The sequence below is a fragment of the Kluyvera sichuanensis genome, assembly GCF_040930405.1.
In the GTDB taxonomy this organism is placed as follows: domain Bacteria; phylum Pseudomonadota; class Gammaproteobacteria; order Enterobacterales; family Enterobacteriaceae; genus Kluyvera; species Kluyvera sichuanensis.
The window spans coordinates 2,686,369-2,708,966 of the sequence record NZ_CP162271.1 but is presented as its reverse complement, the minus strand read 5'-3'; the positions used below and the strand labels follow the sequence as shown (position 1 = coordinate 2,708,966).

The window sequence follows — 22,598 nt, the reverse complement described above, 5'->3', positions numbered from 1 at the left end:
AGACATAATGCGCATTGGACACGGTTTTGACGTACACGCGTTTGGCGGAGAAGGCCCGATTATCATCGGCGGCGTGCGTATCCCTTATGAAAAAGGGCTGCTGGCGCACTCCGACGGCGACGTCGCGCTGCACGCGCTGACCGATGCCCTGCTGGGCGCGGCGGCGTTGGGCGACATCGGTAAACTGTTCCCCGATACCGACCCGGCCTTTAAAGGGGCTGACAGCCGCGCCTTGCTGCGCGAAGCGTGGAAACGCGTGCAGGCCAAGGGCTACACGCTGGGCAACGTCGATGTCACCATTATTGCTCAGGCACCAAAGATGCTGCCGCATATCCCACAAATGCGCGTGTTTATTGCCGAAGACCTCGGCTGTCATATGGACGACGTTAACGTAAAAGCGACCACTACCGAAAAGCTCGGCTTTACCGGGCGCGGTGAAGGCATTGCCTGTGAAGCGGTCGCGCTGCTGCATAAGGCGAAACCATGATTCCGTTTGACGCACTCACCTACCTGCACGGTAAACCGCAGGGAACCGGGCTGCTGAAGGCCAACCCGGAAGATTTTCTGGTGGTCGAAGATTTAGGCTTTGAGCCGGACGGCGAAGGCGAACATATACTGGTGCGCATTCTGAAAAATGGCTGCAACACCCGGTTTGTTGCCGACGCGCTGGCAAAATTCCTTAAAATACATGCCCGGGAAGTGAGCTTTGCCGGGCAAAAAGATAAGCATGCGGTCACCGAACAGTGGCTGTGCGCCCGCGTACCGGGCAATGTGATGCCGGACCTAAGTCAATTCCAGCTGGAAGGGTGTCAGGTACTGGAATATGCCCGCCATAAGCGTAAATTACGTTTAGGCGCGCTGAAAGGTAACCAGTTCACGCTGGTACTGCGCGAAGTGAGCGGCCGCGACGATGTCGAAGCCAGGCTGCAGGCGATTGCCGAACGCGGCGTGCCGAACTACTTTGGCGCTCAGCGCTTTGGCATTGGCGGCAGCAACCTGCTTGGCGCGCTGCGCTGGGCCGAGAGCGGCGCGCCGGTTCGCGATCGTAATAAACGCAGTTTTTGGTTGTCGGCGGCCCGCAGTGCGTTGTTTAATCAGATTGTGAGTGAACGCCTAAAAAAACCGGACTTTAATCAAGTTGTTGACGGCGATGCGCTACAATTAGCGGGGCGTGGCAGCTGGTTTGTGGCCACCGACGACGAGCTTGCGGTGCTGCAGGCTCGCGTGGACGCGCGTGAACTGATGATTACCGCCGCGCTGCCCGGTAGCGGCGATTGGGGCACCCAGCGGACCGCGCTGGAATTTGAACAAAATACGCTGGCTGAAGAGACCGCGCTGCAGTCATTGCTGCAGCGGGAAAAGGTCGAGGCCGCACGCCGCGCCCAGCTGCTTTATCCGCAGCAGCTTAGCTGGAACTGGTGGGATGACGTCACCGTCGAACTGCGTTTCTGGCTGCCGGCAGGAAGCTTTGCGACCAGCGTGGTAAGGGAACTTATCAATACAACAGGTGATTATGCGAATATTGCTGAGTAACGATGACGGGATCCATGCGCCAGGTATTCAGACGCTGGCCAGAGCCTTACGGGAGTTTGCCGAGGTTCAGGTAGTTGCACCCGATCGTAACCGCAGCGGTGCGTCGAATTCGCTGACGCTTGAGTCCTCGCTTCGTACCTTCACTTTCGAAAACGGCGACATCGCCGTCCAGATGGGCACCCCAACGGACTGTGTCTATCTGGGCGTGAATGCGCTGATGCGTCCGCGCCCGGATATCGTGGTTTCTGGCATTAACGCCGGGCCGAATCTGGGCGATGACGTTATCTATTCCGGCACGGTAGCGGCCGCGATGGAAGGCCGCCACCTTGGCTTTCCCGCGCTGGCGGTCTCGCTAAATGGCCATCAGCATTACGACACCGCCGCCGCCATCACCTGCTCGCTGCTGCGCGCTTTAGCGCGCGAGCCGTTACGTACCGGGCGCATTCTGAACGTTAACGTTCCGGATCTGCCGCTCGATCAAATCAAAGGTATTCGCGTCACGCGCTGCGGCAGCCGCCATCCGGCGGATAAAGTGATCCCGCAGCAGGATCCGCGCGGTAACACGCTCTACTGGATTGGCCCGCCTGGCGACAAATGCGATGCTGGCCCGGACACCGATTTCGCTGCCGTTGATGCAGGATACGTCTCCGTCACGCCGCTGCACGTTGACCTCACTGCCCATAGCGCGCATGAGGTGGTTTCCGATTGGCTGGAGCAGGCGAGGGTTGACGTGCAATGGTAGTCAGTAGACGCATCCAGAGCCTGCTTAATCAGCTGCGCCAGCTCGGCATTCATGACGAACGGGTGCTGGACGCGATGGCGCAGGTGCCGCGTGAAATATTTATTGATGAAGCGTTTGAACACAGCGCGTGGGATAACGTTGCGCTGCCGATAGGGCAGGGCCAGACCATTTCGCAGCCGTATATGGTAGCGCGAATGACGGAGCTGCTGGAGTTAACCCCCGATTCAAGGGTGCTGGAGATCGGCACCGGTTCGGGGTACCAAACCGCAATTCTCGCCCATCTGGTGCATCACGTCTGTTCCGTTGAGCGGATTAAAAGCCTGCAATGGCACGCGCGTCGTCGCCTGAAGCAGCTTGATTTACACAATGTATCTACCCGCCACGGCGATGGCTGGCAGGGGTGGCAGGCGCGCGCCCCGTTTGATGCCATTATCGTCACGGCGGCGCCGTTGGAGATTCCGGTTGCGCTGATGTCGCAGCTCGACGAAGGCGGTATTCTCGTTTTGCCCGTGGGCGATGATCAGCAATATCTGAAGCGCGTTCATCGGCGGGGAGGCGAATTCATTATCGATACCGTAGAGGCCGTCCGTTTTGTTCCCCTGGTGAAAGGGGAACTGGCCTGAGACCCGGATTATTCTGAGGTTTTTTGGCCCAATTCAGCGTATGGTGGACACGTTTTCCAGTGTTCAGCACGTGCGTTGCGCGGTATTCAGTCACTGGCAGTTAACCTATTCCTGGGGGATAAATGAGCGCGGGAAGCCCTAAATTTACCGTTAATCGTATTGTGGCATTATCACTGGCTTCACTTTGGCTGGCCGGTTGTACATCATCGAATAATGCCCCAGCGCCAGTCAGCTCCGTGAACAGTAACGGTTCCAGCAGCACGAGTTCCGGCATGTTAATTACGCCGCCGCCGAAAATGGGCAGCACGGCGCAGTCGACTCCTCAGATTCAACCGGTACAGCCGGTTCAGACGCAGCCCGTTCAAACCCAGCCGCGCATTGCTCAGCCCGTTGCTGAGCAGCCGGTACAGATGGAGAACGGCCACATCGTTTACAACCGTAAATACGGTAATATTCCAAAAGGCAGCTATGCGGGCGGCAGCACCTATACGGTGAAGCACGGCGATACGCTGTTTTACATTGCCTGGGTCACCGGCAATGATTTCCGTGACCTTGCCCAGCGCAACAACGTGGCCGCGCCTTACGCGTTGAACGTTGGTCAGGTGCTGCAGGTGGGTAACGCTTCCGGGCAGCCGATCACCGGCAATAACCCGGTGGCGATAGCCAGCTCACAGGCCAGCAGCGGAAGTTCCGGATTAGTCTCAAAACCTGCACAAAAATCAACCGCACCTGTTGCGTCGACCACGACAATTACGTATTCTGAGGATTCAGGTGAACAAAGTGCTAACAAAATGTTGCCTAATAACAAGCCTGCGACGAGCACCGTCACAGCGCCTGTAACGGCACCAACTGCGAGCACAACCGTACCGACTGCCAGCAGTACTTCAACCAGTTCGCCAATCTCATCATGGCGCTGGCCAACTGACGGCAAGATTATCGAAAACTTTAGCGGCACCGACGGTGGCAACAAAGGCATCGATATTGCGGGCAGTAAAGGACAGGCAATCGTCGCAACCGCCGATGGGCGCGTCGTCTATGCCGGTAACGCACTGCGCGGTTACGGTAATCTTATTATCATCAAACACAACGATGATTACCTGAGTGCCTACGCTCATAACGATACGATGCTGGTCCGGGAACAACAGGACGTCAAAGCGGGGCAGAAAATCGCTACCATGGGTAGCACCGGAACCAGTTCAACACGTTTGCATTTTGAAATTCGTTACAAGGGGAAATCCGTCAACCCGCTGCAGTATTTACCGCAGCGATAATTCGGCAAAGTCCTTCACATGAACGCTTTCAGGCGACGCTGGCCGATGCTGGAGCCGCCTGAAAAGTGACATGCTAAGGTGCATTGCCTGGGGATCACGGGTAGGAGTCACCTTAATGAGTCAGAATACGCTGAAAGTTCATGATTTAAATGAAGACGCGGAATTTGATGAGAATGGAGTAGAGGTTTTCGATGAGAAAGCCTTGAGTGAAGAGGAACCCAGTGACAACGAACTCGCGGAAGAAGAGCTCTTATCGCAGGGTGCTACTCAACGTGTACTCGATGCGACTCAGCTTTACTTAGGCGAGATCGGCTATTCTCCGTTATTGACCGCTGAAGAAGAAGTCTATTTTGCTCGTCGTGCTCTGCGTGGCGATGTAGCCTCACGCCGTCGGATGATTGAAAGCAACCTCCGTCTGGTGGTGAAAATTGCCCGCCGTTACGGCAATCGTGGTCTGGCGCTGCTGGATCTTATCGAAGAGGGCAATCTGGGGCTGATTCGTGCCGTAGAGAAGTTCGACCCAGAACGTGGGTTCCGTTTTTCAACCTACGCCACCTGGTGGATCCGTCAGACCATTGAACGGGCTATCATGAACCAAACCCGTACCATTCGTCTGCCAATCCATATTGTTAAAGAGCTGAACGTTTATCTGCGTACCGCGCGTGAACTGTCGCACAAGCTGGATCACGAACCGAGTGCGGAAGAGATTGCCGAACAGCTGGATAAACCGGTTGATGACGTAAGCCGTATGCTGCGTCTCAATGAACGCATCACCTCAGTTGATACGCCGCTGGGCGGGGATTCTGAGAAAGCGCTGCTGGATATCCTGGCCGATGAAAATGAAAACGGTCCGGAAGACACCACGCAGGACGATGACATGAAGCAAAGCATCGTGAAATGGCTGTTCGAGTTGAACGCCAAACAACGAGAAGTGCTGGCGCGTCGTTTTGGTCTGTTGGGGTATGAAGCAGCTACGCTGGAAGATGTCGGTCGCGAGATTGGCCTGACCCGCGAGCGCGTGCGTCAGATTCAGGTTGAAGGTCTGCGTCGTCTGCGTGAAATCCTGCAGACTCAGGGGCTGAATATCGAAGCGCTGTTCCGCGAGTAATAAAGTTTTGTTCAAAGAGGTCAGCAGCAATGCTGGCCTTTTTCTTTGCCTTTTTTCCGTGCTATTCCATCATCTTACGCACCAGGTGCGTAAATTGCTCGCGTTCTTCGGGCGTTAAACGCTGCAAAAATTCGTTATCGACGCGATTTCCCACCGGCTGGCTAGCTGCCAGCAGCGCTTCACCTTCTTCTGTCAGAAAGACAAACCGGCGACGTTTATCGTCAGGGTCGTGCTCGCGTCTCACCAGCCCTTTGAGCTCCATCCGGCTGAGCATCTCGGCGAGCGTGGCCTTGGTGCTGACCGCCACGCTGGTTAACGCCACCTGTTCAATGCCTGGGCTTTCAGCAATCGAGCGCATCACCGCATACTGCGGCTTGGTCAGTTCGGGTAATTCCTGCTGCCAGCGTGAAGTATGCTGCTGAAAAAGATGGCGAAGTAGGTGGAACGCTTCGTTTTTGATTTTCATGATGGCTCTCCTACAGGGGCGGGTGCCTATGATAGCCGTTCCCGGCAATTTGAACAAAAAATGCGAGCAAAGACGAACCGTCTTGTCAGCCTCATTCGACAGGAGTAAGTTGAAATATATTGTTCGTACACGAACGAAATTGGGGTGAGTAATGAGACTGATTATTGGCATGACGGGCGCGACCGGCGCACCGCTGGGCGTTGCGCTTCTCCAGGCGCTGCGCGAGATGCCGGAGGTGGAGACTCACCTGGTCATGTCGAAATGGGCGAAAACTACCATTGAACTGGAGACCCCGTGGAGCGCGCGCGACGTCGCGGCCATGGCCGACTTCAACCACAGCCCGGCGGATCAGGCGGCCACTATCTCCTCCGGATCTTTCCAGACCGACGGCATGATTATTATCCCGTGCAGTATGAAAACGCTGGCCGGTATCCGGGCAGGCTATGCCGAAGGGCTGGTTGGGCGCGCTGCCGACGTGGTGATGAAAGAGGGGCGCAAGCTGGTGCTGGTGCCGCGCGAAATGCCGCTCAGCACTATTCATCTGGAAAATATGCTGGCGCTTTCCCGCATGGGCGTGGCGATGGTGCCCCCGATGCCGGCTTTTTATAACCACCCGGAAACGGTAGACGACATTGTTCAGCATGTGGTGACGCGAGTGCTCGATCAGTTCGGACTCAAACACGATAAAGCGCGCCGCTGGCAGGGGTTACCGGCGACGAAACAACTTTCACAGGAGAATGCATAATGGCTTTTGATTACTTACGCGGTTTTTTGCAGGCGCTGGAAGACCAGGGGCAGCTGCTCAAAATCAGTGAAGAGGTAAACGCCGAACCGGATCTGGCGGCCGCGGCCAATGCGACAGGACGTATTGGCGACGGTGCGCCAGCCGTATGGTTTGACAATATCCGCGGCTTTACGGATGCCCGCGTGGTGATGAACACCATCGGCTCCTGGCAGAACCATGCGATTTCGCTGGGTCTGCCGATGAATACGCCGGTGAAAAAACAGATTGATGAGTTTATTCGCCGCTGGGACAAGTTCCCGATTACACCGGAGCGTCGTGCTAACCCGGCGTGGGCGGAAAATACCGTTGATGGTGACGATATTAACCTGTTCGATATCCTGCCGCTGTTCCGCCTGAACGATGGTGACGGCGGTTTCTACCTCGACAAAGCATGCGTCGTTTCTCGCGACCCGCTGGACCCGGACAACTTCGGCAAGCAGAACGTCGGCATCTACCGTATGGAAGTGAAGGGCAAGCGTAAGCTCGGCCTGCAACCGGTGCCGATGCACGATATCGCACTGCACCTGCATAAAGCGGAAGAGCGCGGTGAAGACCTGCCGATTGCTATCACCCTTGGTAACGACCCGATTATTACCCTGATGGGCGCCACGCCGCTGAAATACGATCAGTCCGAATATGAGATGGCCGGTGCGCTGCGCGAAAGCCCGTACCCGATTGCCACCGCACCGCTAACCGGCTTTGACGTGCCGTGGGGCTCTGAGGTGATCATCGAAGGGGTTATCGAAGGGCGTAAGCGTGAAATTGAAGGCCCGTTCGGTGAGTTTACCGGCCACTATTCCGGCGGCCGCAACATGACGGTAGTGCGAATTGATAAGGTCTCTTATCGCACCAAGCCGATTTTTGAATCCCTCTACCTCGGCATGCCGTGGACTGAAATTGACTACCTGATGGGCCCGGCCACCTGCGTACCGCTGTATCAGCAGCTAAAAGCCGAGTTCCCGGAAGTGCAGGCGGTCAACGCCATGTACACCCACGGCCTGCTGGCGATCATCTCCACCAAAAAACGCTACGGCGGCTTTGCCCGCGCGGTTGGCCTGCGTGCCATGACCACGCCGCATGGTCTGGGTTACGTGAAGATGGTGATTATGGTCGATGAAGACGTCGACCCGTTCAACCTGCCGCAGGTGATGTGGGCGCTGTCGTCGAAGGTGAACCCGGCGGGCGATCTGGTGCAGTTGCCGAATATGTCGGTGCTGGAGCTCGACCCCGGCTCAAGCCCGGCGGGGATTACCGACAAACTGATTATCGACGCTACCACGCCGGTTGCGCCGGACAACCGTGGTCACTACAGCCAGCCGGTACAGGATTTACCTGAAACCAAGGCCTGGGCTGAAAAACTGACCGCTATGCTGGCTAACCGTAAGTAAGGAGGAAAAGATGATTTGTCCACGTTGCGCCGATGAACATATTGAAGTGATGGCGAAATCGCCGGTAAAAGATGTCTGGACCGTATACCAGTGCCAGCATTGCCTGTACACCTGGCGCGATACCGAACCGCTACGCCGCACCAGCCGCGAACATTATCCGGAAGCGTTCCGCATGACGCAGAAAGATATTGATGACGCGCCAATGGTGCCAAGCATTCCACCGCTGCTGGCGGAAGATAAGCGCTAATGCACTCAACAGCGATGGGGTTTCGCCTCGTCGCTGTAGTTTTTTTATACGAGGATCGCTGCTCATATTCTGGTTTTTTTCTTATTTCTGAGACGCTCAATATTCCAGGATATGTAAATATAGCCATGGTTTTAAAAACAGTGTTGACACCGTGCGATAAATGCGTAGATTAAGTATTAACAGCACAATAAAAGTAAGTGTTTATTCAGAAGTACTGGGGTTAACCATTTTGTAAATAAGGCCACGAAGTTTGTAGTTTGGGATGCAATATGTTTTAAGGCCTCGTAGTGATTGTGCTGGAACGCAAAATGGTAGAGTATGCGCGACGATGTAAGGTCTTGTTTTAAATTGATTTGCTGCGATTATCGTACCATGGTAAACGCAACGGTAATAAGGCAACGCATCAAAGAGTATATGTCGCGCTGGGGGAATGTACTTGTTTAAGGCGCCATGCTTAAGTTCGTGATAAGGCTGGCGGTATGTGCAACAGGATAAATGGAGGGAGGTTTTTAAGTTTTAATGCCCAATATTATCTGTAGTAAACGGGTGCATTTGAAAGCAGCATAAATTGTATTAATAATTCAGTAAGTTAATTAATGTTAAACCTGAAGTTTGTAGTATTCTAAAAGCCCTTGCCGTACTGGTGAGGGCTTTTTTTCATTTGACGTATGCGTACATTTTTATTTTTCGATAAATTCAACCGCGATAAAGGCGCCACTTCAGCATAAGCGAAGCGGCGCGGATAATTACACCATTCCCTTCAGACGATAAATCCACTCCAGCGCCTGGCGTGGGCTCAGCGAGTCAGGATCCAGACCTTCCAGCGCTTCTACCGCCGGGGAGACCTCTTCCGGAGCCGACAATAGCGACATCTGCGTACCATCGACCTGCGTCGCTGCTGCGTTTGGTGAGATGCTTTCCAGCTCGCGCAGCTTCTGACGCGCACGCTTGATAACCTCTTTCGGCACGCCCGCCAGTTGCGCTACCGCCAGACCATAGCTCTTGCTGGCCGCGCCGTCCTGCACGCTGTGCATAAAGGCGATGGTATCGCCGTGCTCCAGCGCGTCCAGATGGACGTTCGCCACGCCTTCCATTTTCTCCGGCAACTGTGTCAGCTCGAAGTAGTGGGTCGCAAACAACGTTAACGCCTTGATCTTATTCGCCAGATTCTCCGCACAGGCCCAGGCCAACGACAGACCGTCATAGGTTGACGTACCGCGACCAATCTCATCCATCAGCACCAGGCTGTTTTCGGTGGCGTTATGCAGAATATTGGCGGTTTCGGTCATCTCCACCATAAAGGTTGAGCGGCCTGAAGCCAGGTCATCCGCCGCGCCCACGCGGGTGAAGATACGGTCGATAGGGCCAATCTCCACGCTCTGCGCCGGAACATAGCTACCGATATAGGCCAGCAGCGCAATCAGCGCCGTTTGCCGCATATAGGTGCTTTTACCGCCCATGTTTGGACCGGTAATGATCAGCATTCGACGCTGCGGCGACAGGGTTAGCGGGTTGGCAATAAACGGCTCGTTCAGTACCTGTTCCACCACCGGATGGCGGCCTTCGATAATCCGGATGCCGGGCTTATCGATAAACGTTGGGCAGGTGTAGTTGAGCGCATAGGCGCGCTCTGCGAGGTTCACCAGCACGTCCAGCTCCGCCAGCGCGCTGGCGCTCTGCTGAAGGTCTCCCAGATGCGGCAGCAGCAGGTCGAACAGTTCGTCATAAAGCTGTTTTTCCAGCGCCAGCGCCTTGCCTTTCGAGGTCAGAACTTTGTCTTCGTACTCTTTCAGCTCAGGGATGATATAGCGTTCGGCGTTTTTCAACGTCTGGCGGCGCACGTAGTTGATTGGCGCCATATGGCTCTGACCGCGGCTGATCTGAATGTAATAACCGTGGACGGCGTTATACCCTACCTTCAGCGTATCCAGCCCGGTGCGCTCGCGTTCGCGAATTTCCAGACGGTCGAGGTAGTCGGTCGCGCCATCGGCCAGCGCGCGCCACTCGTCGAGCTCTTCATGGTAACCTGGGGCAATCACGCCGCCATCGCGCACCAGCACCGGTGGCGCATCAATAATCGCCCGTTCCAGTAGCTCGCGTAGTTCGGTGAACTCGCCCATTTTCTCGCGCAGCATCTGCACCGGCGCGCTGTCGACGCTTTCCAGTTGCGCACGCAGTTCCGGCAACTGCTGGAAGGCGTGACGCATACGGGCGAGGTCGCGCGGGCGGGCGGTACGCAGCGCCAGACGAGCAAGGATACGTTCCAGGTCGCCGACCTGGCGCAGCACCGGTTGCAGATCGGCGGTGACATCCTGTAGTGCGCCGATGGTCTGCTGACGTTCAGTCAGGGTTTTGATATCGCGCACCGGCATATGCAGCCAGCGCTTAAGCATACGGCTGCCCATCGGCGTGACGGTGCAGTCGAGCACGGAGGCAAGGGTGTTTTCCAGCCCGCCCGCCATGTTCTGGGTTATCTCCAGGTTACGGCGCGTGGCGGCATCCATAATGATGCTGTCCTGCTGGCGATCCATGGTGATGGAACGGATGTGCGGCAGCGAGGTACGCTGGGTGTCCTTCACGTATTGCAGCAGACAGCCCGCGGCGCAAAGCCCACGTGGTGCGCCTTCAACGCCAAAGCCAACCAGGTCACGCGTGCCAAATTGCAGATTCAGCTGCTGACGCGCGGTGTCGATTTCGAACTCCCACAGCGGGCGACGGCGCAGGCCGCGGCGACCTTCAATCAGCGCCATCTCGGCAAAATCTTCGGCGTACAGCAGCTCGGCAGGGTTCGTGCGCTGCAGTTCAGCGGCCATGGTTTCACGGTCGGCCGGTTCGCTGATGCGAAAACGCCCGGAGCTGATATCCAGCGTGGCGTAGCCATAGCCTTTGCTGTCTTGCCAGACGGCGGCGAGGAGGTTGTCCTGGCGCTCCTGCAGCAGCGCTTCATCGCTGATGGTACCCGGCGTGACGATACGCACGACTTTGCGCTCGACCGGACCTTTGCTGGTGGCCGGGTCGCCAACCTGTTCGCAAATGGCGACGGATTCGCCCTGATTCACCAGCTTGGCGAGGTAGTTTTCTACCGCGTGGTGCGGGATACCCGCCATCGGGATAGGTTCACCGGCAGAAGCCCCGCGTTTGGTCAGCGAGATGTCGAGCAGCTGCGATGCGCGTTTCGCATCGTCATAAAACATCTCGTAAAAGTCACCCATGCGGTAGAACAGCAGGATCTCGGGATGCTGCGCTTTCAGCTTCAGATACTGCTGCATCATCGGCGTGTGTGCGTCGAAATTGTCGATTGTACTCATCCGTTTGTGATGTCCATTTTCTTGAATTTTACTGAGTGCGTAATGTGTTCGGACTCATCTGGTGCCGTGGATCTCATGAAATCCGGCCTCTTTTTTCATGAGTACGTAGGCTGCATGATAACGGAGTCTGAAGGACAGGAAAACAGAAGAGGGGGCCTCGTCCTGAAATGGCCTCGTCGCCACCGATCTTGTGTAACGGCATTTATAGATGCAGAAGCGGAGGACGGCCTTCTGATGGCGCAATGGCTCCTTGAGGCCTGGGGCTATAGATGGTGTGAAGTCGTGTCGAAACCTTGATATAATAAGTACTGATTACATATTTGGTCGCTGAGGAATCGTGATGAGCAATGACAAGAAAACGCCGGTGTATTACGTTAAACCGTCTCGCGCCGACATTGTTCGTTCGGTAGCGACGTCAACCGCCGTTGAGACGGGGCAGTCTTCTGAGAAGATTGAAGCATCGCTTGAAGCGATGCGTAAAAAGTTCGCCCATCTTCGGCTTGCTGTTTAATCTCGTCTCAACGCAGCGCCAACCCAATAGCGCATCGGGCCGTAGTCCATTGATATCCCTGCGTGGATAGCTGAAATGTATTCGGTTTTATTTTGCTCCCAGCGTTGATAATCAAGCGGCCTGTGTCCTCCTTGAACCGCCATCACATCAGCTAAAAGTCGTGATAAACGCCCATTGCCTTCCCGGAAGGGGTGGATGAGTATCAGCTCTACATGCGTTACAGCAATAGCCTCTATGAGCTGTTCTTCACTCATGTTGGAGCATGGCGTATATCGGGCGAGATATTTAACGTCGAATTCGTGCAGTAGTTTTGGTAACTGTACAGAAGGCGCGAACATAAAGCCCCCTTTGCTGATATTGACCGTCCTTTCTTGCCCAGCCCACTTATAGATGTTTCCCAGCCAGCGGCGATGCCAGTTTCTCAACAACGCAACGGTCATCTGTCCCGTTGGAAACTGTTCTTCAAAAATACAATGATAGAGCTTCTCTAACAGCACAAGCTCCGCTTCGTCCATCTCGCCAGAATCAGTAATCCCCAGCTTATTTGTCAGGACTTGGTCATCAGAGTTTTTCTCATACTCTCCTTCACTGCCTGAGGCACGGTATCGGCTCATAGAAACATCCTGCGCTGATGGGGAGTTATTGGTTTGTGATGTCCATTTTTTGAATTTCACTTGCATGATAACGGAGTCTGAAGGACAGGAAAACAGAAGAGGGGGCCTCGTCCTGAAATGGCCTCGTCGGCAAATTGATCTCACCGACCTTTTGCGACGGTTGTCATTCTCCTGAAAGCGTTAGCCGCTATAATCCCCGGCTCTTGTGCGGTTCTTCGTACAAGGCTCCTTCTGAGTTCAGAGGCTAACATCGATGACATGGCAACAATTTAAACACACCTTCCTGATCAAATTCTGGTCTCCGGTTCCCGCGGTAATCGCGGCCGGTATTCTCTCCACCTATTACTTCGGCATCACCGGCACCTTCTGGGCGGTGACGGGCGAGTTCACGCGCTGGGGCGGGCAACTGCTGCAACTGGCGGGCGTACATACTGAGACCTGGGGCTATTACAAGCTGATTGGCCTCGACGGCACGCCGCTGACGCGTATCGACGGCATGATGATTATCGGCATGTTCGGCGGCTGCTTTGCCGCGGCGCTGTGGGCCAATAACGTTAAGCTGCGTCTGCCGAAAAGCCGCATCCGTATTGTGCAGGCGATTGTCGGCGGCATGATTGCCGGTTTTGGCGCACGTCTGGCGATGGGCTGTAACCTCGCCGCCTTCTTTACGGGCATTCCGCAGTTCTCGCTGCACGCCTGGTTCTTCGCGCTGGCGACGGCCCTCGGCTCATGGTTTGGCGCACGCTTCACGCTGCTGCCTATCTTCCGTATTCCGGTCAAAATGGTCAAAGTCTCGGCGGCATCGCCGTTGACACAGCGTCCTGAGCAGGCGCGCCGCCGCTTCCGTTTGGGCATGCTGGTGTTTATCGGCATGGTTGGCTGGGCGCTGCTGACGGCGGCGGGCAGCCCGAAACTGGGGCTGGCGATGCTGTTCGGCGTGGGCTTTGGCCTGCTGATTGAACGGGCGCAAATCTGCTTTACCTCGGCGTTCCGCGACCTGTGGATCACCGGCCGCACACAAATGGCGAAGGCCATTATCTTCGGCATGGCGGTAAGCGCCATCGGTATCTTCAGCTACGTGCAGCTGGGCGTGGCGCCAAAAATTATGTGGGCTGGCCCGAATGCGGTAATTGGCGGCCTGCTGTTTGGCTTCGGCATTGTGCTGGCTGGCGGCTGCGAAACCGGCTGGATGTACCGTGCCGTTGAAGGACAGGTGCACTACTGGTGGGTAGGGCTCGGCAACGTGATTGGCTCGACCATTCTGGCCTACTACTGGGACGACATTTCCCCGTCGCTCGCCACGAGCTGGGACAAAGTTAACCTGCTGACCACGTTTGGCCCGCTCGGCGGCCTGCTGGTCACCTATGGCCTGTTGCTGATTGCGTTGTTGTTAATTCTTGGCTGGGAAAAACGGTTCTTCCGCCGTCAGGCTTCCGCCAGTATTCCTACGAAGGAGAGTGTATGAAAACGATCGTCCCGGACTATCGTCTGGATATGGTGGGCGAACCTTGTCCGTACCCGGCCGTCGCGACGCTTGAAGCGATGCCGCAGTTAAAGAAAGGCGAAATACTGGAAGTGGTGAGCGACTGTCCGCAGTCGATTAATAACATCCCGGTGGATGCACGCAATCACGGCTATACCGTGCTCGACATCCAGCAGGATGGGCCAACCATCCGCTATTTAATCCAGAAGTAACCTGTCGCCCTCGCCGTCCGGCGAGGGCGTATTTCCCTTTAATCATAAAATCCCAATGTGTGTTTGATCACAGAACCGGCCTGCGCAGTTTACTTTGTTTCCTTAGTTTACTATGTTGTTTGTACTTTCTATCCGACACACCGCATTGAGGTTTACGTGATTAACCAACGAATGAGCAAGCTAACGAAAGGTGTATTACTGGCAATGAGCGGCATGATGGCGTTAGCCACGCCGCTGCTGACCCATGCCGACACCACTATCCAGCAGATCGCCGGTAAGGTGCTGCCGTATCAGGCAAAACCGCGCGTTTTCGTGTTGTCGGATATCGGCAACGAACCCGATGACCAGATGTCGCTCACCCGTTTTTTACTCTATTCCAATGAGATGAACGTCGAGGGACTGGTGGCAACGACTTCCACCTGGCAGCGTGAAAAAGTGCATACCGATATGATTGACCTGGTGGTGGGGCACTATGCAGAGGTGCAACCTAACCTGTTGAAACATGCAGCCGGTTTCCCGACGTCAGCGCAGTTAAAATCAGTCGTCGCACCAGGCCTTGCCAGCTATGGCATGGCGGCAACGGGGGAGGGGAAAAATACGGCGGGTTCCGACCTGTTACTCAAAGCCATTGAACGCAGTACAGACGCGCAGCACCCGCTGTTTATTAACCTCTGGGGCGGTGCGAATACTCTGGCGCAAGCGTTGCAGGATCTCTCTCGCCAGCAGCCAGCGCAAAAGGTACAAGCGCTGACCCGTAATCTGGTGGTGTACTCCATTTCCGATCAGGATGATGCCGGGAGCTGGGTTCGTGAACATTACCCAGACATCACCTATATTGTCGATCCATCGAGCCAGAACGGGGAAGACTATGCTCGCGCGACCTGGACCGGTATCAGCGGCGATATGTATTACCGTAATGCGCCGGGCGCTGATTTCACTACGGTGTCTCAGCATTGGCTGGATGAAAATATCCGCGCGAAAGGGCCAATGGGGAAAGGCTATCTGCATTACCTCTTTATTATGGAAGGCGATACCCCGGCTTTCCTCAACCTGATTCGCAACGGCCTTAACGGCGACATGAACCCGGGCTGGGGCGGATGGGGCGGGCGCTATATCGTGCGCCAACCGCAGCATGAAACGAGGCCTATCTGGACCAGCGGCGGTGATTTTTATCCAGGCAACCCTAATGCGGCGGATACGGTAACCGGCGTTGACGGTAAGCAGTACACCTCGAATCAGGCCACTATCTGGCGCTGGCGTGAAGCCTTCCAGCACGACTTTGCGGCCAGAATGGACTGGAGCGTGAAGAACTTTGCATCTGCCAACCATAATCCGCAGGTGGTGGTGAACGGTCAGGGCGGGCAGGATGTGGTTTACCTGACAGCCAGGGTAGGTGATGTGGTGACGGTAAGCGCGGACGGTACCAAAGACCCGGATGGCAACGCGTTAGGCTACAACTGGTTCCTTTATCCTGAAGCGGGTTCTGCCAGTTCTCAGCCGGTGGCGGTGGCTGATGTACAGGGACGTCGTGGGGAAGATAATCTCAACGCTCCCGCAGTGTTAACGATGGGGGAAAACGGGCATCCGACGGTTGAGGTAACGGCAAAACGAGCGGGGACTGAGCATCTGATTCTGGCGGTGACCGATGACGGTAAACCGTCGCTGACCTCCTACCGCCGAATTGTCATTTCCGTGAAGTAACCGAGGTGAGCGGGTGGCATCGGTCACCCGCTTTATCTCAGGAAATCCGCAGTGGTGTCGCGCGTTATGGCGCCAGATAAACCTGGGGTACATCGGCATCCGGATGTTGGCTCAGGCTGATATCCGCGCCATACCAACGGTGGATCACCGATTGCTGAATTACCTCCTGCGGTGTGCCCTGCGCCACCAGCTTTCCCTGATGGAGTAGCAGTATTGAGTCGGCCCACAGCGCGGCGAGGTTGAGGTCGTGCAGCACGATACAGACGTGCAGCTTGCCGCGACGAGTCAGCTTTTTCAGCAGGCGCAGCAGATGCTGCTGATAGTAAAGATCCAGCGCCGAAGTGGGTTCATCCAGAAACAGCCAGCCCTGCGGGCCATCTTCACCCCACAGCTGCGCCAGGCTTCGCGCCAACTGCACGCGCTGCTGTTCGCCACCGGAGAGCGCCGGATAGAGGCGGCCTGCCAGGTGCGTACAGCCGGTTTCGGCCATCACCCGCGCAATCAGCGCCGGGTCAACCTGCGTTCCCCACGGCGCACGCCCCATGGCAATTACCGTTTCAACCGGCCAGTTGGCATTGAGCTGCGTACGTTGCAGCATCACCGCGCGGCGGCGGGAGAGGGCGGGGGCGGACCACGCGCTAAGCGCTTTACCTTCGATATGTTGCTCGCCGCTGTCGGCGGTTAAAAACCCGGTCAACAGCCGCAGCAGGGTCGATTTCCCTGCGCCGTTAGGGCCAATCAGCGCCGTGACTTCACCAGACTGTAGCGCCAGCGAGACGTTATCAATCACCCGGCGTTTACCGAGCTTCAGCGATAGCGAACGTGCAATGTACTGGTTATCCACGCATCCCCCTCTCCTGACGGAAAATAAGCCACAGGAACCACGGCGCACCGAGCAGACTGGTTAGCAGGCCAACCGGCATTTCGGCAGGCGCGGCGATGGTGCGGGCGAGGGTGTCGGCAATCAGCAGTAAAATCGCGCCTGCCAGCAAAGAACCGGGGATAAGCCCCCGGTGATCCGGCCCTAGCCACATTCGCATCAGGTGCGGCACCACCAGCCCGATAAAACCAATGACGCCGCTGATCGCCACCGAAGCGGCTACCAGCACCGCGCTGCACAATAGCAACAGCCGTTGCAGTACCCGCACGTTAACGCCGAGGTAGTGCGCCTCTTCATCACCCAACTGAAGTAAATTCAGACGCGCTGCCGTCCACCAGACTACCAGCGACGCAGGGATAATCAGCGTGGCGGCGACCAGCAGCGTTGGCCACTCGGCCTGCCCCAGGCTGCCCATGCCCCAGAGCGACATCTGGCGAAGCTGCGTGTCGTTGCTAATCCACGACAGCATGCCCACCAGCGCGCCGCACAGGGCGTTGATCGCAATCCCGACCAGCAGCAGGCGGGAGAGCGAACCGTCTCCCGCTTTGCTGAGGACAAAAATCACCGCCATCACCGCCAGGCTGCCGATAAACGCCGCCAGCATCGGCGCGTAGAGCGCCACCAGCACCGGCACCGAAATCGGCAGCACCACCCAGAATGAAACCGCCAGCGCTGCGCCGCTGCTGATCCCGAGCAGACCCGGGTCCGCCAGCGGGTTGCGAAACAGCCCCTGCATCACGCAGCCGGAGAGCGCCAGCGCGCTGCCAACCAGCAGCGCCAGCAGAACGCGGGGCAGGCGGATGGTGAGCCAGATATGGCGCAGTACCTCATCGCCCGACGGCCAGATGCTTGCCAGCGGCAGGCGCATCGCGCCGAGCGTGGTGGCAAACAGCGTCAGGGCAACGAGCAGCAGCACCATCAGCCACAGCTGGCGTGAGGCGGTGACGTTCATCAGTGCAACTGCTCCGCTTTCTGGCGCAGCTGTTGCAGCGCCTGCGGCGTGCGCGGGCCGAAGCCCAGCAGCGCCATATCGTCAATCACCAGCACCTGCTTGTTGCGCCCGGCAGGCCTCTGCGCCAGCCCCGGCAGCTTCCACAGCGCGGCTTCGCCGCCCATACCTTTCAGGCCATCAGCGGAGATCACCACCAGATCCGGCAGGCTGGCAATGACCCCTTCCTGCGACATGGTGCGGTAGTGGTAGAAACCCTGCATGGCGTTCTGTAAGCCAGCCAGCTTGATGGCGCCGTCTGCCGCCGTTTGCTGACCGGCCACCAGCGCGCCGGAACCGCCGTGGCTGAGAATAAACAGCACGCGCTTGTTCAGCGGTTGCGCCGGGATTTTTGCCATATCGTCGTGCAGCGTTTTACGCAGCGCATCGCCCTGCGTCTGCTTGCCCAGCGCGTCGGCAATGACCTGAACTTTGTTATCCATTGCCGTGGCGTCGTAGCCGCCCGGCACGTTCACCACCTTAACCTTGCTGCCTTCCACCTTTTGCAGCACCAGCGACGGTTGCGCCTGGCTGCTGGCAAGAACCAGCGTCGGGCGCAGCGAGAGGATGCCTTCGGTGCTCAACTGGCGAAGGTAGCCGACATCCGGCAGCGACCGGGTTGCCGCAGGCCAGGTGCTGGTGCTATCGCGCGCCACTAACTGAGACTGCGCGTCCAGTGCGTAGACGATTTCGGTGACGTCGCCGCCAAGGGTGATAATGCGCTCGGCGGCGCTGGAGAACAGCGGCAGCGCAGCTAACAGTATCAGCAGGCGTTTCATACGGTCTGGCCTTCCGCCGTCAGGCTATCTACCTGGTTGCGCCACTGCGTCTGCTCCGGGTGACCTTCGCTACGCTGGCCGTACAGCTGCGCAATCTGGGTGCCGTCTTTGGCAAACAGTTCCACGCTGGTCACGTGGCCGTCCACGGTCGGTTTGCGCGTGACCCACACTTCGTCGATGGTTTCTTCGCGCAGGTGCAGGGTGAAGGTACTGTTGAAGATGTTGATCCAGCCGCGCATTGGCGTCAGCTTCTCCAGCGTGCCGGTGAAGATCTGCACGCAGCCGCGGTTGCCGACGAAAATCATAAATTCGTTGCCGTCCTGTTGGATGGTTTCCAGCAGGCGAGGCAGCGCTTCGGTGTCAATACGGCAGGCCAGGTCATCGCTCACCAGACGGAAAGCCTGCTGGCGTGAGAGGTTGTATTTGCGCAGCAGCACGAAGAACTGATGCACGTCGGTCATTGCGCGCCACTCTTTTTCCAGCGCCGCACCGTCTGCCGTCTCGGCGTAGCGGGCATTTTCTACCGGGCGAAGGGCCAGCGGCGTTGGGGTTGATTGCGTCTGTTCAGCAATCAGCGCCTGCCAGGCCGCGCTGTCCGTAGCGTCGGTGGTATAAACCTTCAGCACCGCGTCGCCGTGCGGGTCAAAGAACTGAATGCTTTCGCGACCCTGATCGTTGACGTGAAACGCGCTGGCCCATTGGCTCAGGAACAGACGCAGATCCAGCGCGCGTGGGTTCAGCACCAGGCCTGCATGGCCGTCAAGGTGCTGGTGGGTGAAAGCGCCAACCTGCTCGTGAACCGCATATTCGTTGCGGCAGATGCATTTGGTTTCGCCCACGCTTTCAAGCGCGGCGAGGATCGCGCGGGCATTATCCTGCAGGCGAACGGCATCGTGGCCGACGCGCGCTTCGGTGAGTTCCGCTTCGCTGATACCCATCACGGCAGCGATGTCGCGAGCGTATTTGGCAGTGCCGTTGGCTTTAACGTCCTGATAGCGCTGCCACAGTTCGGTTGGTGCGTTTTGCATAGCTCTCTTCCTTATAATTACCCCGGCCAGTAGCCGGGGGCAGGTTTCATTGATGTTGTTATCAGAAATCGACGTTAACGCCCAGCTGCCAGGTACGGCCCGGCATGACCGCCAGCGATTTATCATTGGCGTCCTGGTTGGTGGACGTTTCAATGTTGCGGCTGCTCAGGTAGTCCCAGTATTTACGGTCGGTCAGGTTATACACCCCGCCGTTGATACGGACGTTCTTCGCCACGCGCCAGTAAGCCGTCCAGTCGAGCATGCCGTAGCCAGGTACGCGCATATATTCTTTGGTGGAATCCGTCAGCGTGTTGCCGGTGTTGGTGTAGCTTTCGCGGTTGGTGGTGGTAGCGCGTTTGCCTTTCACGAAGGTGGCGGTCAGCGCGGTACCGTAGACTTTGGACGGGTCATCCCACGCCACGCCGACGATGGCTTTCATTGGCGCAACGCTATCGAGGTCGACATATTTGTCGCCGTTGTAGCTGGATTTTGACTGCCCTTCACTGTAGCCGTAAGCCAGGGTGGCGCTCAGGCCATCAACCTGTTCAAACCAGGTTCCGAAGTTGAACTTCGCGCTGATCTCACCGCCGTAGATATAGGCTTTATCGCGGTTTTCCGCCTGGTAAATGGTGTAGATGTTTGACGGTACGTTAGTGAACTGACCCGGGTTGTTCGCGCGGGTGTAACGGGTGTAAGCGATAAAGTTTTTATAGCTGTTGTAGAACAGCGCGGTACGCATGGTGATCCCTTCGGTCACCTCGCCCTTCATGCCCCATTCGAAGTTGTCGCTGGTCTCGGTTTTCAGATCGGTATTGCCGATCAGTGCGTATTGGCCGCGGCCCGCGTAGCTGGAACCGAGGTTCCATGAACCGTACAGCTGGCTGGTGTTCGGGAACTCCGCGCCGCGTTTGTACTGCAGATAGGTCATCATGCGCGGCGTGATGTCGTACTGGAAGGTCAGCGACGGCAGCGCCTGAGTATCTGAATTTTTGCCATACAGATTAGAAACCGATGACTCCGTCAGCACCGTGCTGTTAGTGGTCAGGCTGCTAAGGTTCTCTGGCTTGGTGGACTGATGCACCACGCGGACGCCTGGGATCACCGCCGCGTTATGGCCGTCGAGATCGAAGTTGATCTGATCCTGCAGGAAGCCGGCTACCGTGTATTCACGGCTGTCTGCTTCCGGCTGCATGATCTCGCTGAAGACGCTCGGGATCGGCGACTGGCTGAACGGACGCTGGGTTTTGGTGGTGCTAGCGTTGAAGCCAGCGCTCAGATCGTGGCGGCCAAGCGTTTTTGCCAATGCCGTCTGCATACCCCAGGTATCGGTATCGTAGTTCGAGTAGACCGTTTCCATGGTACTGGTGAAGCTGTCCGGCATGTAGGTCTGGTCGTGCGCTTCGGTGTGCTGGTAGTACACCTTGGTGGACATGCTGTCGATGAAGTCGTTCATCGGCGTCCAGTCATCTTTCAGGCTCAGCCCCCAGCGACGGGTCTGGCTGGTCTGCTGCGCGTTACCAATGGTCTTGCTGCCGCTGTCGTTCCAGACGTCGTAATGGGTATGGTTGGTTTTATGGTAGTAATCGAGGGTGCTGGTCAGTTTATGCTGATCGTTTGGTTGCCAGATCCCCGAGGTCATAAATGCGTCAGAGTGCCAGTTTGCCGGGAAAGCGTCGACGCTTGAGCTATTGGTAGTGGTCTCCTGACCATCACGACGGCTGTAGACGAAAATCCCGCGCAGGGTTTCATCACCGCCCGCCGCCGTCAGGCCGTTGTGCCAGCTGCGGTCAGCGGAGTCATAACCGCTGCGGTAGCTAAAGGCGCTGGTTTTGCCCGGGTGCAGATAGTCGTCCGCCGATTTCGGCTGGAAGGAGACGTTGCCGCCGATAGAAGAGTTGGCGGTTTCGGTGTCGGTGGCACCGGACTGAATATCGACGCTACCGTACATGTACGGGTCAATGTAGTCGCGGCCAATGCCGAAGGTGTTCTGGCCAGCGCGGCTAACGTAGCTACGGCCGGTGGCGTTTGGCTGGGCGATACCGTCCACGTCGATACCGACGCGGTTACTCTCGAGCCCGCGAATGTTGTAGCCGGTGTAGCCGCCCCGGTCGAAGCCGCTTTTGCCGTTGCCGGAGCCGCCGCTGGAGCCGGTCGCGCCAATCAGAGGTTCATAACGCATGATGGAACCAAAGTCGTTGGCCCCTTTGTCCTGCAATTCCTGCGCGCTAATGGCGTGCTGATTGCCCGACTTCAGTACCGGAGCTGGCGCTGTGACGGTCATCTGCTCGGCGGTGTCTACCGCCGCGGTTTTGTCCTGTGTGTCAGCCGCAACGGCGGAAGTCTGGTAAATCGCTGCAAGCAAAGAGGTTACCAGTAGGCTTTTCTTGCACCACGCCTCTGATTGAATGGATTTGTACATAGTTGCCATGCCTTTCATCGTTATTAGTATTGGCTCACTCGCTACTTCCAGAAGTCGGCTTTTCCATAAGCGCTTCGAACGACTCCGTTTAATGTGATGCGAATAGTAATGATAGGAATTATCATTTGCAATAAAGTTTGCAAATAAATCTCTATGCATGCAACAATTTGATTACAATTAGTCCTTTAATTCATTGTGAGAATGTTATGACGCAGAAAGCCGCTATTACGGTCACCTACTGCTCCCAGTGCAACTGGATGCTGCGCGCCAGCTGGATGGCGCAGGAGCTGTTGCATACCTTCAGCACCGATATCGCCTCGGTGACCCTGGTGCCCGGTACCGGTGGAATTTTTACCATTACCGTGGGCGAGGAGCTTATCTGGGATCGCAAGCGCGACGAGGGTTTCCCGGATGCCGCCGAGCTGAAACGCCGGGTGCGCGACGTCTGCTTCCCGGAAAAACCGCTGGGCCACGTGGACAAGCACGAGGCATAAAGCGGCTGCGAAAGCACCA

General features: G+C 56.8%; 22 protein-coding genes. 14 read left to right on the top strand and 8 right to left on the bottom strand.

Going from position 1 to position 22,598, the window contains the following annotated elements:
* The first annotated feature begins 7 nt into the window (after window positions 1-7).
* The 6 genes from ispF (at window position 8) to rpoS (ending at window position 5,277) form a co-directional block, all read left to right on the top strand.
* Complete coding sequence (ispF, locus tag AB2B48_RS13150) at window positions 8-487, top strand: 2-C-methyl-D-erythritol 2,4-cyclodiphosphate synthase (RefSeq protein ID WP_185668017.1); 480 nt, start codon at window positions 8-10, stop codon at window positions 485-487.
* Complete coding sequence (truD, locus tag AB2B48_RS13145) at window positions 484-1,533, top strand: tRNA pseudouridine(13) synthase TruD (RefSeq protein ID WP_368299355.1); 1,050 nt, start codon at window positions 484-486, stop codon at window positions 1,531-1,533. Before ispF ends, truD begins: the two co-directional genes overlap by 4 nt.
* Window positions 1,514-2,275 (top strand): 5'/3'-nucleotidase SurE, encoded by a 762-nt coding sequence (surE, locus tag AB2B48_RS13140; RefSeq protein ID WP_185668019.1) that lies wholly within the window; start codon window positions 1,514-1,516, stop codon window positions 2,273-2,275. Before truD ends, surE begins: the two co-directional genes overlap by 20 nt.
* Complete coding sequence (locus tag AB2B48_RS13135) at window positions 2,269-2,898, top strand: protein-L-isoaspartate(D-aspartate) O-methyltransferase (RefSeq protein ID WP_368299354.1); 630 nt, start codon at window positions 2,269-2,271, stop codon at window positions 2,896-2,898. Before surE ends, AB2B48_RS13135 begins: the two co-directional genes overlap by 7 nt.
* A gap of 122 nt (window positions 2,899-3,020) precedes the next feature.
* Window positions 3,021-4,169: a murein hydrolase activator NlpD gene (nlpD, locus tag AB2B48_RS13130; RefSeq protein ID WP_185668021.1), complete on the top strand. Its 1,149-nt coding sequence runs from the start codon at window positions 3,021-3,023 to the stop codon at window positions 4,167-4,169.
* A 115-nt stretch (window positions 4,170-4,284) separates the two neighbouring features.
* Window positions 4,285-5,277 carry an RNA polymerase sigma factor RpoS gene (rpoS, locus tag AB2B48_RS13125; RefSeq protein ID WP_035892885.1) on the top strand — a complete coding sequence of 331 codons (993 nt, stop codon included), beginning with the start codon at window positions 4,285-4,287 and terminating at the stop codon, window positions 5,275-5,277.
* Window positions 5,278-5,338: 61 nt separating this feature from the next.
* On the opposite strand, the gene AB2B48_RS13120 is transcribed toward rpoS, so the two are convergent.
* On the bottom strand, window positions 5,339-5,743 hold the full coding sequence (locus AB2B48_RS13120; RefSeq protein ID WP_185668022.1) for a MarR family winged helix-turn-helix transcriptional regulator: 405 nt from the start codon (window positions 5,741-5,743) through the stop codon (window positions 5,339-5,341).
* Window positions 5,744-5,894: 151 nt separating this feature from the next.
* Here AB2B48_RS13120 and AB2B48_RS13115 point away from each other — a divergent pair, with 151 nt between their 5' ends.
* The 3 genes from AB2B48_RS13115 to AB2B48_RS13105 are packed head-to-tail and all read left to right on the top strand — an operon-like array spanning window position 5,895 to window position 8,162.
* A complete protein-coding gene (locus AB2B48_RS13115) occupies window positions 5,895-6,488 on the top strand; it encodes a non-oxidative hydroxyarylic acid decarboxylases subunit B (RefSeq protein WP_368299353.1) in 594 nt (197 codons plus the stop codon).
* Window positions 6,488-7,915: a non-oxidative hydroxyarylic acid decarboxylases subunit C gene (locus tag AB2B48_RS13110; RefSeq protein ID WP_368299352.1), complete on the top strand. Its 1,428-nt coding sequence runs from the start codon at window positions 6,488-6,490 to the stop codon at window positions 7,913-7,915. Before AB2B48_RS13115 ends, AB2B48_RS13110 begins: the two co-directional genes overlap by 1 nt.
* Window positions 7,916-7,925: 10 nt before the next feature.
* Window positions 7,926-8,162, top strand: a complete 237-nt coding sequence (locus AB2B48_RS13105) for a non-oxidative hydroxyarylic acid decarboxylases subunit D (RefSeq protein ID WP_035892892.1) — start codon at window positions 7,926-7,928, stop codon at window positions 8,160-8,162.
* Window positions 8,163-8,908: 746 nt separating this feature from the next.
* Here the strand turns inward: AB2B48_RS13105 and mutS are convergent.
* Window positions 8,909-11,470, bottom strand: a complete 2,562-nt coding sequence (mutS, locus tag AB2B48_RS13100) for a DNA mismatch repair protein MutS (RefSeq protein ID WP_368299351.1) — start codon at window positions 11,468-11,470, stop codon at window positions 8,909-8,911.
* Window positions 11,471-11,810: 340 nt separating this feature from the next.
* Between mutS and AB2B48_RS13095 the strand changes: the two genes are divergently transcribed.
* Window positions 11,811-11,981, top strand: a complete 171-nt coding sequence (locus AB2B48_RS13095; RefSeq protein ID WP_368299350.1) for a hypothetical protein — start codon at window positions 11,811-11,813, stop codon at window positions 11,979-11,981.
* Here AB2B48_RS13095 and AB2B48_RS13090 read toward each other — a convergent pair.
* Window positions 11,978-12,595 (bottom strand): Fic/DOC family protein, encoded by a 618-nt coding sequence (locus tag AB2B48_RS13090; RefSeq protein WP_368301962.1) that lies wholly within the window; start codon window positions 12,593-12,595, stop codon window positions 11,978-11,980. The genes AB2B48_RS13095 and AB2B48_RS13090 overlap by 4 nt on opposite strands.
* Window positions 12,596-12,848: 253 nt before the next feature.
* On the opposite strand from AB2B48_RS13090, the gene yedE reads away from it, so the two are divergent.
* From yedE to AB2B48_RS13075, 3 genes are all read left to right on the top strand, one after another.
* Window positions 12,849-14,060, top strand: coding sequence for a selenium metabolism membrane protein YedE/FdhT (gene yedE, locus AB2B48_RS13085; protein WP_368299349.1), 1,212 nt, complete (start codon window positions 12,849-12,851; stop codon window positions 14,058-14,060).
* Window positions 14,057-14,290 carry a sulfurtransferase-like selenium metabolism protein YedF gene (yedF, locus tag AB2B48_RS13080; RefSeq protein WP_035892595.1) on the top strand — a complete coding sequence of 78 codons (234 nt, stop codon included), beginning with the start codon at window positions 14,057-14,059 and terminating at the stop codon, window positions 14,288-14,290. The genes yedE and yedF overlap by 4 nt, the downstream gene beginning before the upstream one ends.
* Window positions 14,291-14,461: 171 nt before the next feature.
* On the top strand, window positions 14,462-15,991 hold the full coding sequence (locus AB2B48_RS13075) for a DUF1593 domain-containing protein (protein WP_368299348.1): 1,530 nt from the start codon (window positions 14,462-14,464) through the stop codon (window positions 15,989-15,991).
* 64 nt (window positions 15,992-16,055) lie between these two features.
* On the opposite strand, the gene AB2B48_RS13070 is transcribed toward AB2B48_RS13075, so the two are convergent.
* The 5 genes from AB2B48_RS13070 to AB2B48_RS13050 form a co-directional block, all read right to left on the bottom strand.
* The gene (locus AB2B48_RS13070; protein ID WP_368299347.1) at window positions 16,056-16,835 is read right to left on the bottom strand and encodes a heme ABC transporter ATP-binding protein; all 780 of its coding nucleotides are present in this window, start codon (window positions 16,833-16,835) and stop codon (window positions 16,056-16,058) included.
* A complete protein-coding gene (locus tag AB2B48_RS13065) occupies window positions 16,828-17,823 on the bottom strand; it encodes a FecCD family ABC transporter permease (protein ID WP_185668028.1) in 996 nt (331 codons plus the stop codon). Before AB2B48_RS13065 ends, AB2B48_RS13070 begins: the two co-directional genes overlap by 8 nt.
* Window positions 17,823-18,638, bottom strand: a complete 816-nt coding sequence (locus tag AB2B48_RS13060; protein ID WP_368299346.1) for a heme/hemin ABC transporter substrate-binding protein — start codon at window positions 18,636-18,638, stop codon at window positions 17,823-17,825. The genes AB2B48_RS13065 and AB2B48_RS13060 overlap by 1 nt, the downstream gene beginning before the upstream one ends.
* Window positions 18,635-19,666, bottom strand: a complete 1,032-nt coding sequence (locus AB2B48_RS13055; protein ID WP_368299345.1) for a hemin-degrading factor — start codon at window positions 19,664-19,666, stop codon at window positions 18,635-18,637. Before AB2B48_RS13055 ends, AB2B48_RS13060 begins: the two co-directional genes overlap by 4 nt.
* A 61-nt stretch (window positions 19,667-19,727) precedes the next feature.
* Window positions 19,728-22,085, bottom strand: a complete 2,358-nt coding sequence (locus AB2B48_RS13050) for a TonB-dependent receptor domain-containing protein (protein ID WP_185668031.1) — start codon at window positions 22,083-22,085, stop codon at window positions 19,728-19,730.
* Between the two features lie 206 nt (window positions 22,086-22,291).
* Here AB2B48_RS13050 and AB2B48_RS13045 point away from each other — a divergent pair, with 206 nt between their 5' ends.
* Window positions 22,292-22,579, top strand: coding sequence for a SelT/SelW/SelH family protein (locus AB2B48_RS13045; protein WP_185668032.1), 288 nt, complete (start codon window positions 22,292-22,294; stop codon window positions 22,577-22,579).
* Window positions 22,580-22,598 lie beyond the last annotated feature (19 nt).

Excerpts from the sequence above, each read along its gene's own strand:
- nlpD (WP_185668021.1), top strand. The coding sequence starts at position 3,021 with ATGAGCGCGGGAAGCCCTAAATTTACCGTTAATCGTATTGTGGCATTA.
- AB2B48_RS13120 (WP_185668022.1), bottom strand. The coding sequence starts at position 5,743 with ATGAAAATCAAAAACGAAGCGTTCCACCTACTTCGCCATCTTTTTCAG.
- surE (WP_185668019.1), top strand. The coding sequence starts at position 1,514 with ATGCGAATATTGCTGAGTAACGATGACGGGATCCATGCGCCAGGTATT.
- mutS (WP_368299351.1), bottom strand. The coding sequence starts at position 11,470 with ATGAGTACAATCGACAATTTCGACGCACACACGCCGATGATGCAGCAG.
- rpoS (WP_035892885.1), top strand. The coding sequence starts at position 4,285 with ATGAGTCAGAATACGCTGAAAGTTCATGATTTAAATGAAGACGCGGAA.
- yedF (WP_035892595.1), top strand. The coding sequence starts at position 14,057 with ATGAAAACGATCGTCCCGGACTATCGTCTGGATATGGTGGGCGAACCT.
- ispF (WP_185668017.1), top strand. The coding sequence starts at position 8 with ATGCGCATTGGACACGGTTTTGACGTACACGCGTTTGGCGGAGAAGGC.
- AB2B48_RS13045 (WP_185668032.1), top strand. The coding sequence starts at position 22,292 with ATGACGCAGAAAGCCGCTATTACGGTCACCTACTGCTCCCAGTGCAAC.
- AB2B48_RS13105 (WP_035892892.1), top strand. The coding sequence starts at position 7,926 with ATGATTTGTCCACGTTGCGCCGATGAACATATTGAAGTGATGGCGAAA.
- yedE (WP_368299349.1), top strand. The coding sequence starts at position 12,849 with ATGACATGGCAACAATTTAAACACACCTTCCTGATCAAATTCTGGTCT.
- AB2B48_RS13075 (WP_368299348.1), top strand. The coding sequence starts at position 14,462 with ATGAGCAAGCTAACGAAAGGTGTATTACTGGCAATGAGCGGCATGATG.
- AB2B48_RS13090 (WP_368301962.1), bottom strand. The coding sequence starts at position 12,595 with ATGAGCCGATACCGTGCCTCAGGCAGTGAAGGAGAGTATGAGAAAAAC.
- AB2B48_RS13095 (WP_368299350.1), top strand. The coding sequence starts at position 11,811 with ATGAGCAATGACAAGAAAACGCCGGTGTATTACGTTAAACCGTCTCGC.
- AB2B48_RS13055 (WP_368299345.1), bottom strand. The coding sequence starts at position 19,666 with ATGCAAAACGCACCAACCGAACTGTGGCAGCGCTATCAGGACGTTAAA.
- AB2B48_RS13050 (WP_185668031.1), bottom strand. The coding sequence starts at position 22,085 with ATGTACAAATCCATTCAATCAGAGGCGTGGTGCAAGAAAAGCCTACTG.
- AB2B48_RS13115 (WP_368299353.1), top strand. The coding sequence starts at position 5,895 with ATGAGACTGATTATTGGCATGACGGGCGCGACCGGCGCACCGCTGGGC.
- AB2B48_RS13060 (WP_368299346.1), bottom strand. The coding sequence starts at position 18,638 with ATGAAACGCCTGCTGATACTGTTAGCTGCGCTGCCGCTGTTCTCCAGC.
- truD (WP_368299355.1), top strand. The coding sequence starts at position 484 with ATGATTCCGTTTGACGCACTCACCTACCTGCACGGTAAACCGCAGGGA.
- AB2B48_RS13110 (WP_368299352.1), top strand. The coding sequence starts at position 6,488 with ATGGCTTTTGATTACTTACGCGGTTTTTTGCAGGCGCTGGAAGACCAG.
- AB2B48_RS13135 (WP_368299354.1), top strand. The coding sequence starts at position 2,269 with ATGGTAGTCAGTAGACGCATCCAGAGCCTGCTTAATCAGCTGCGCCAG.
- AB2B48_RS13065 (WP_185668028.1), bottom strand. The coding sequence starts at position 17,823 with ATGAACGTCACCGCCTCACGCCAGCTGTGGCTGATGGTGCTGCTGCTC.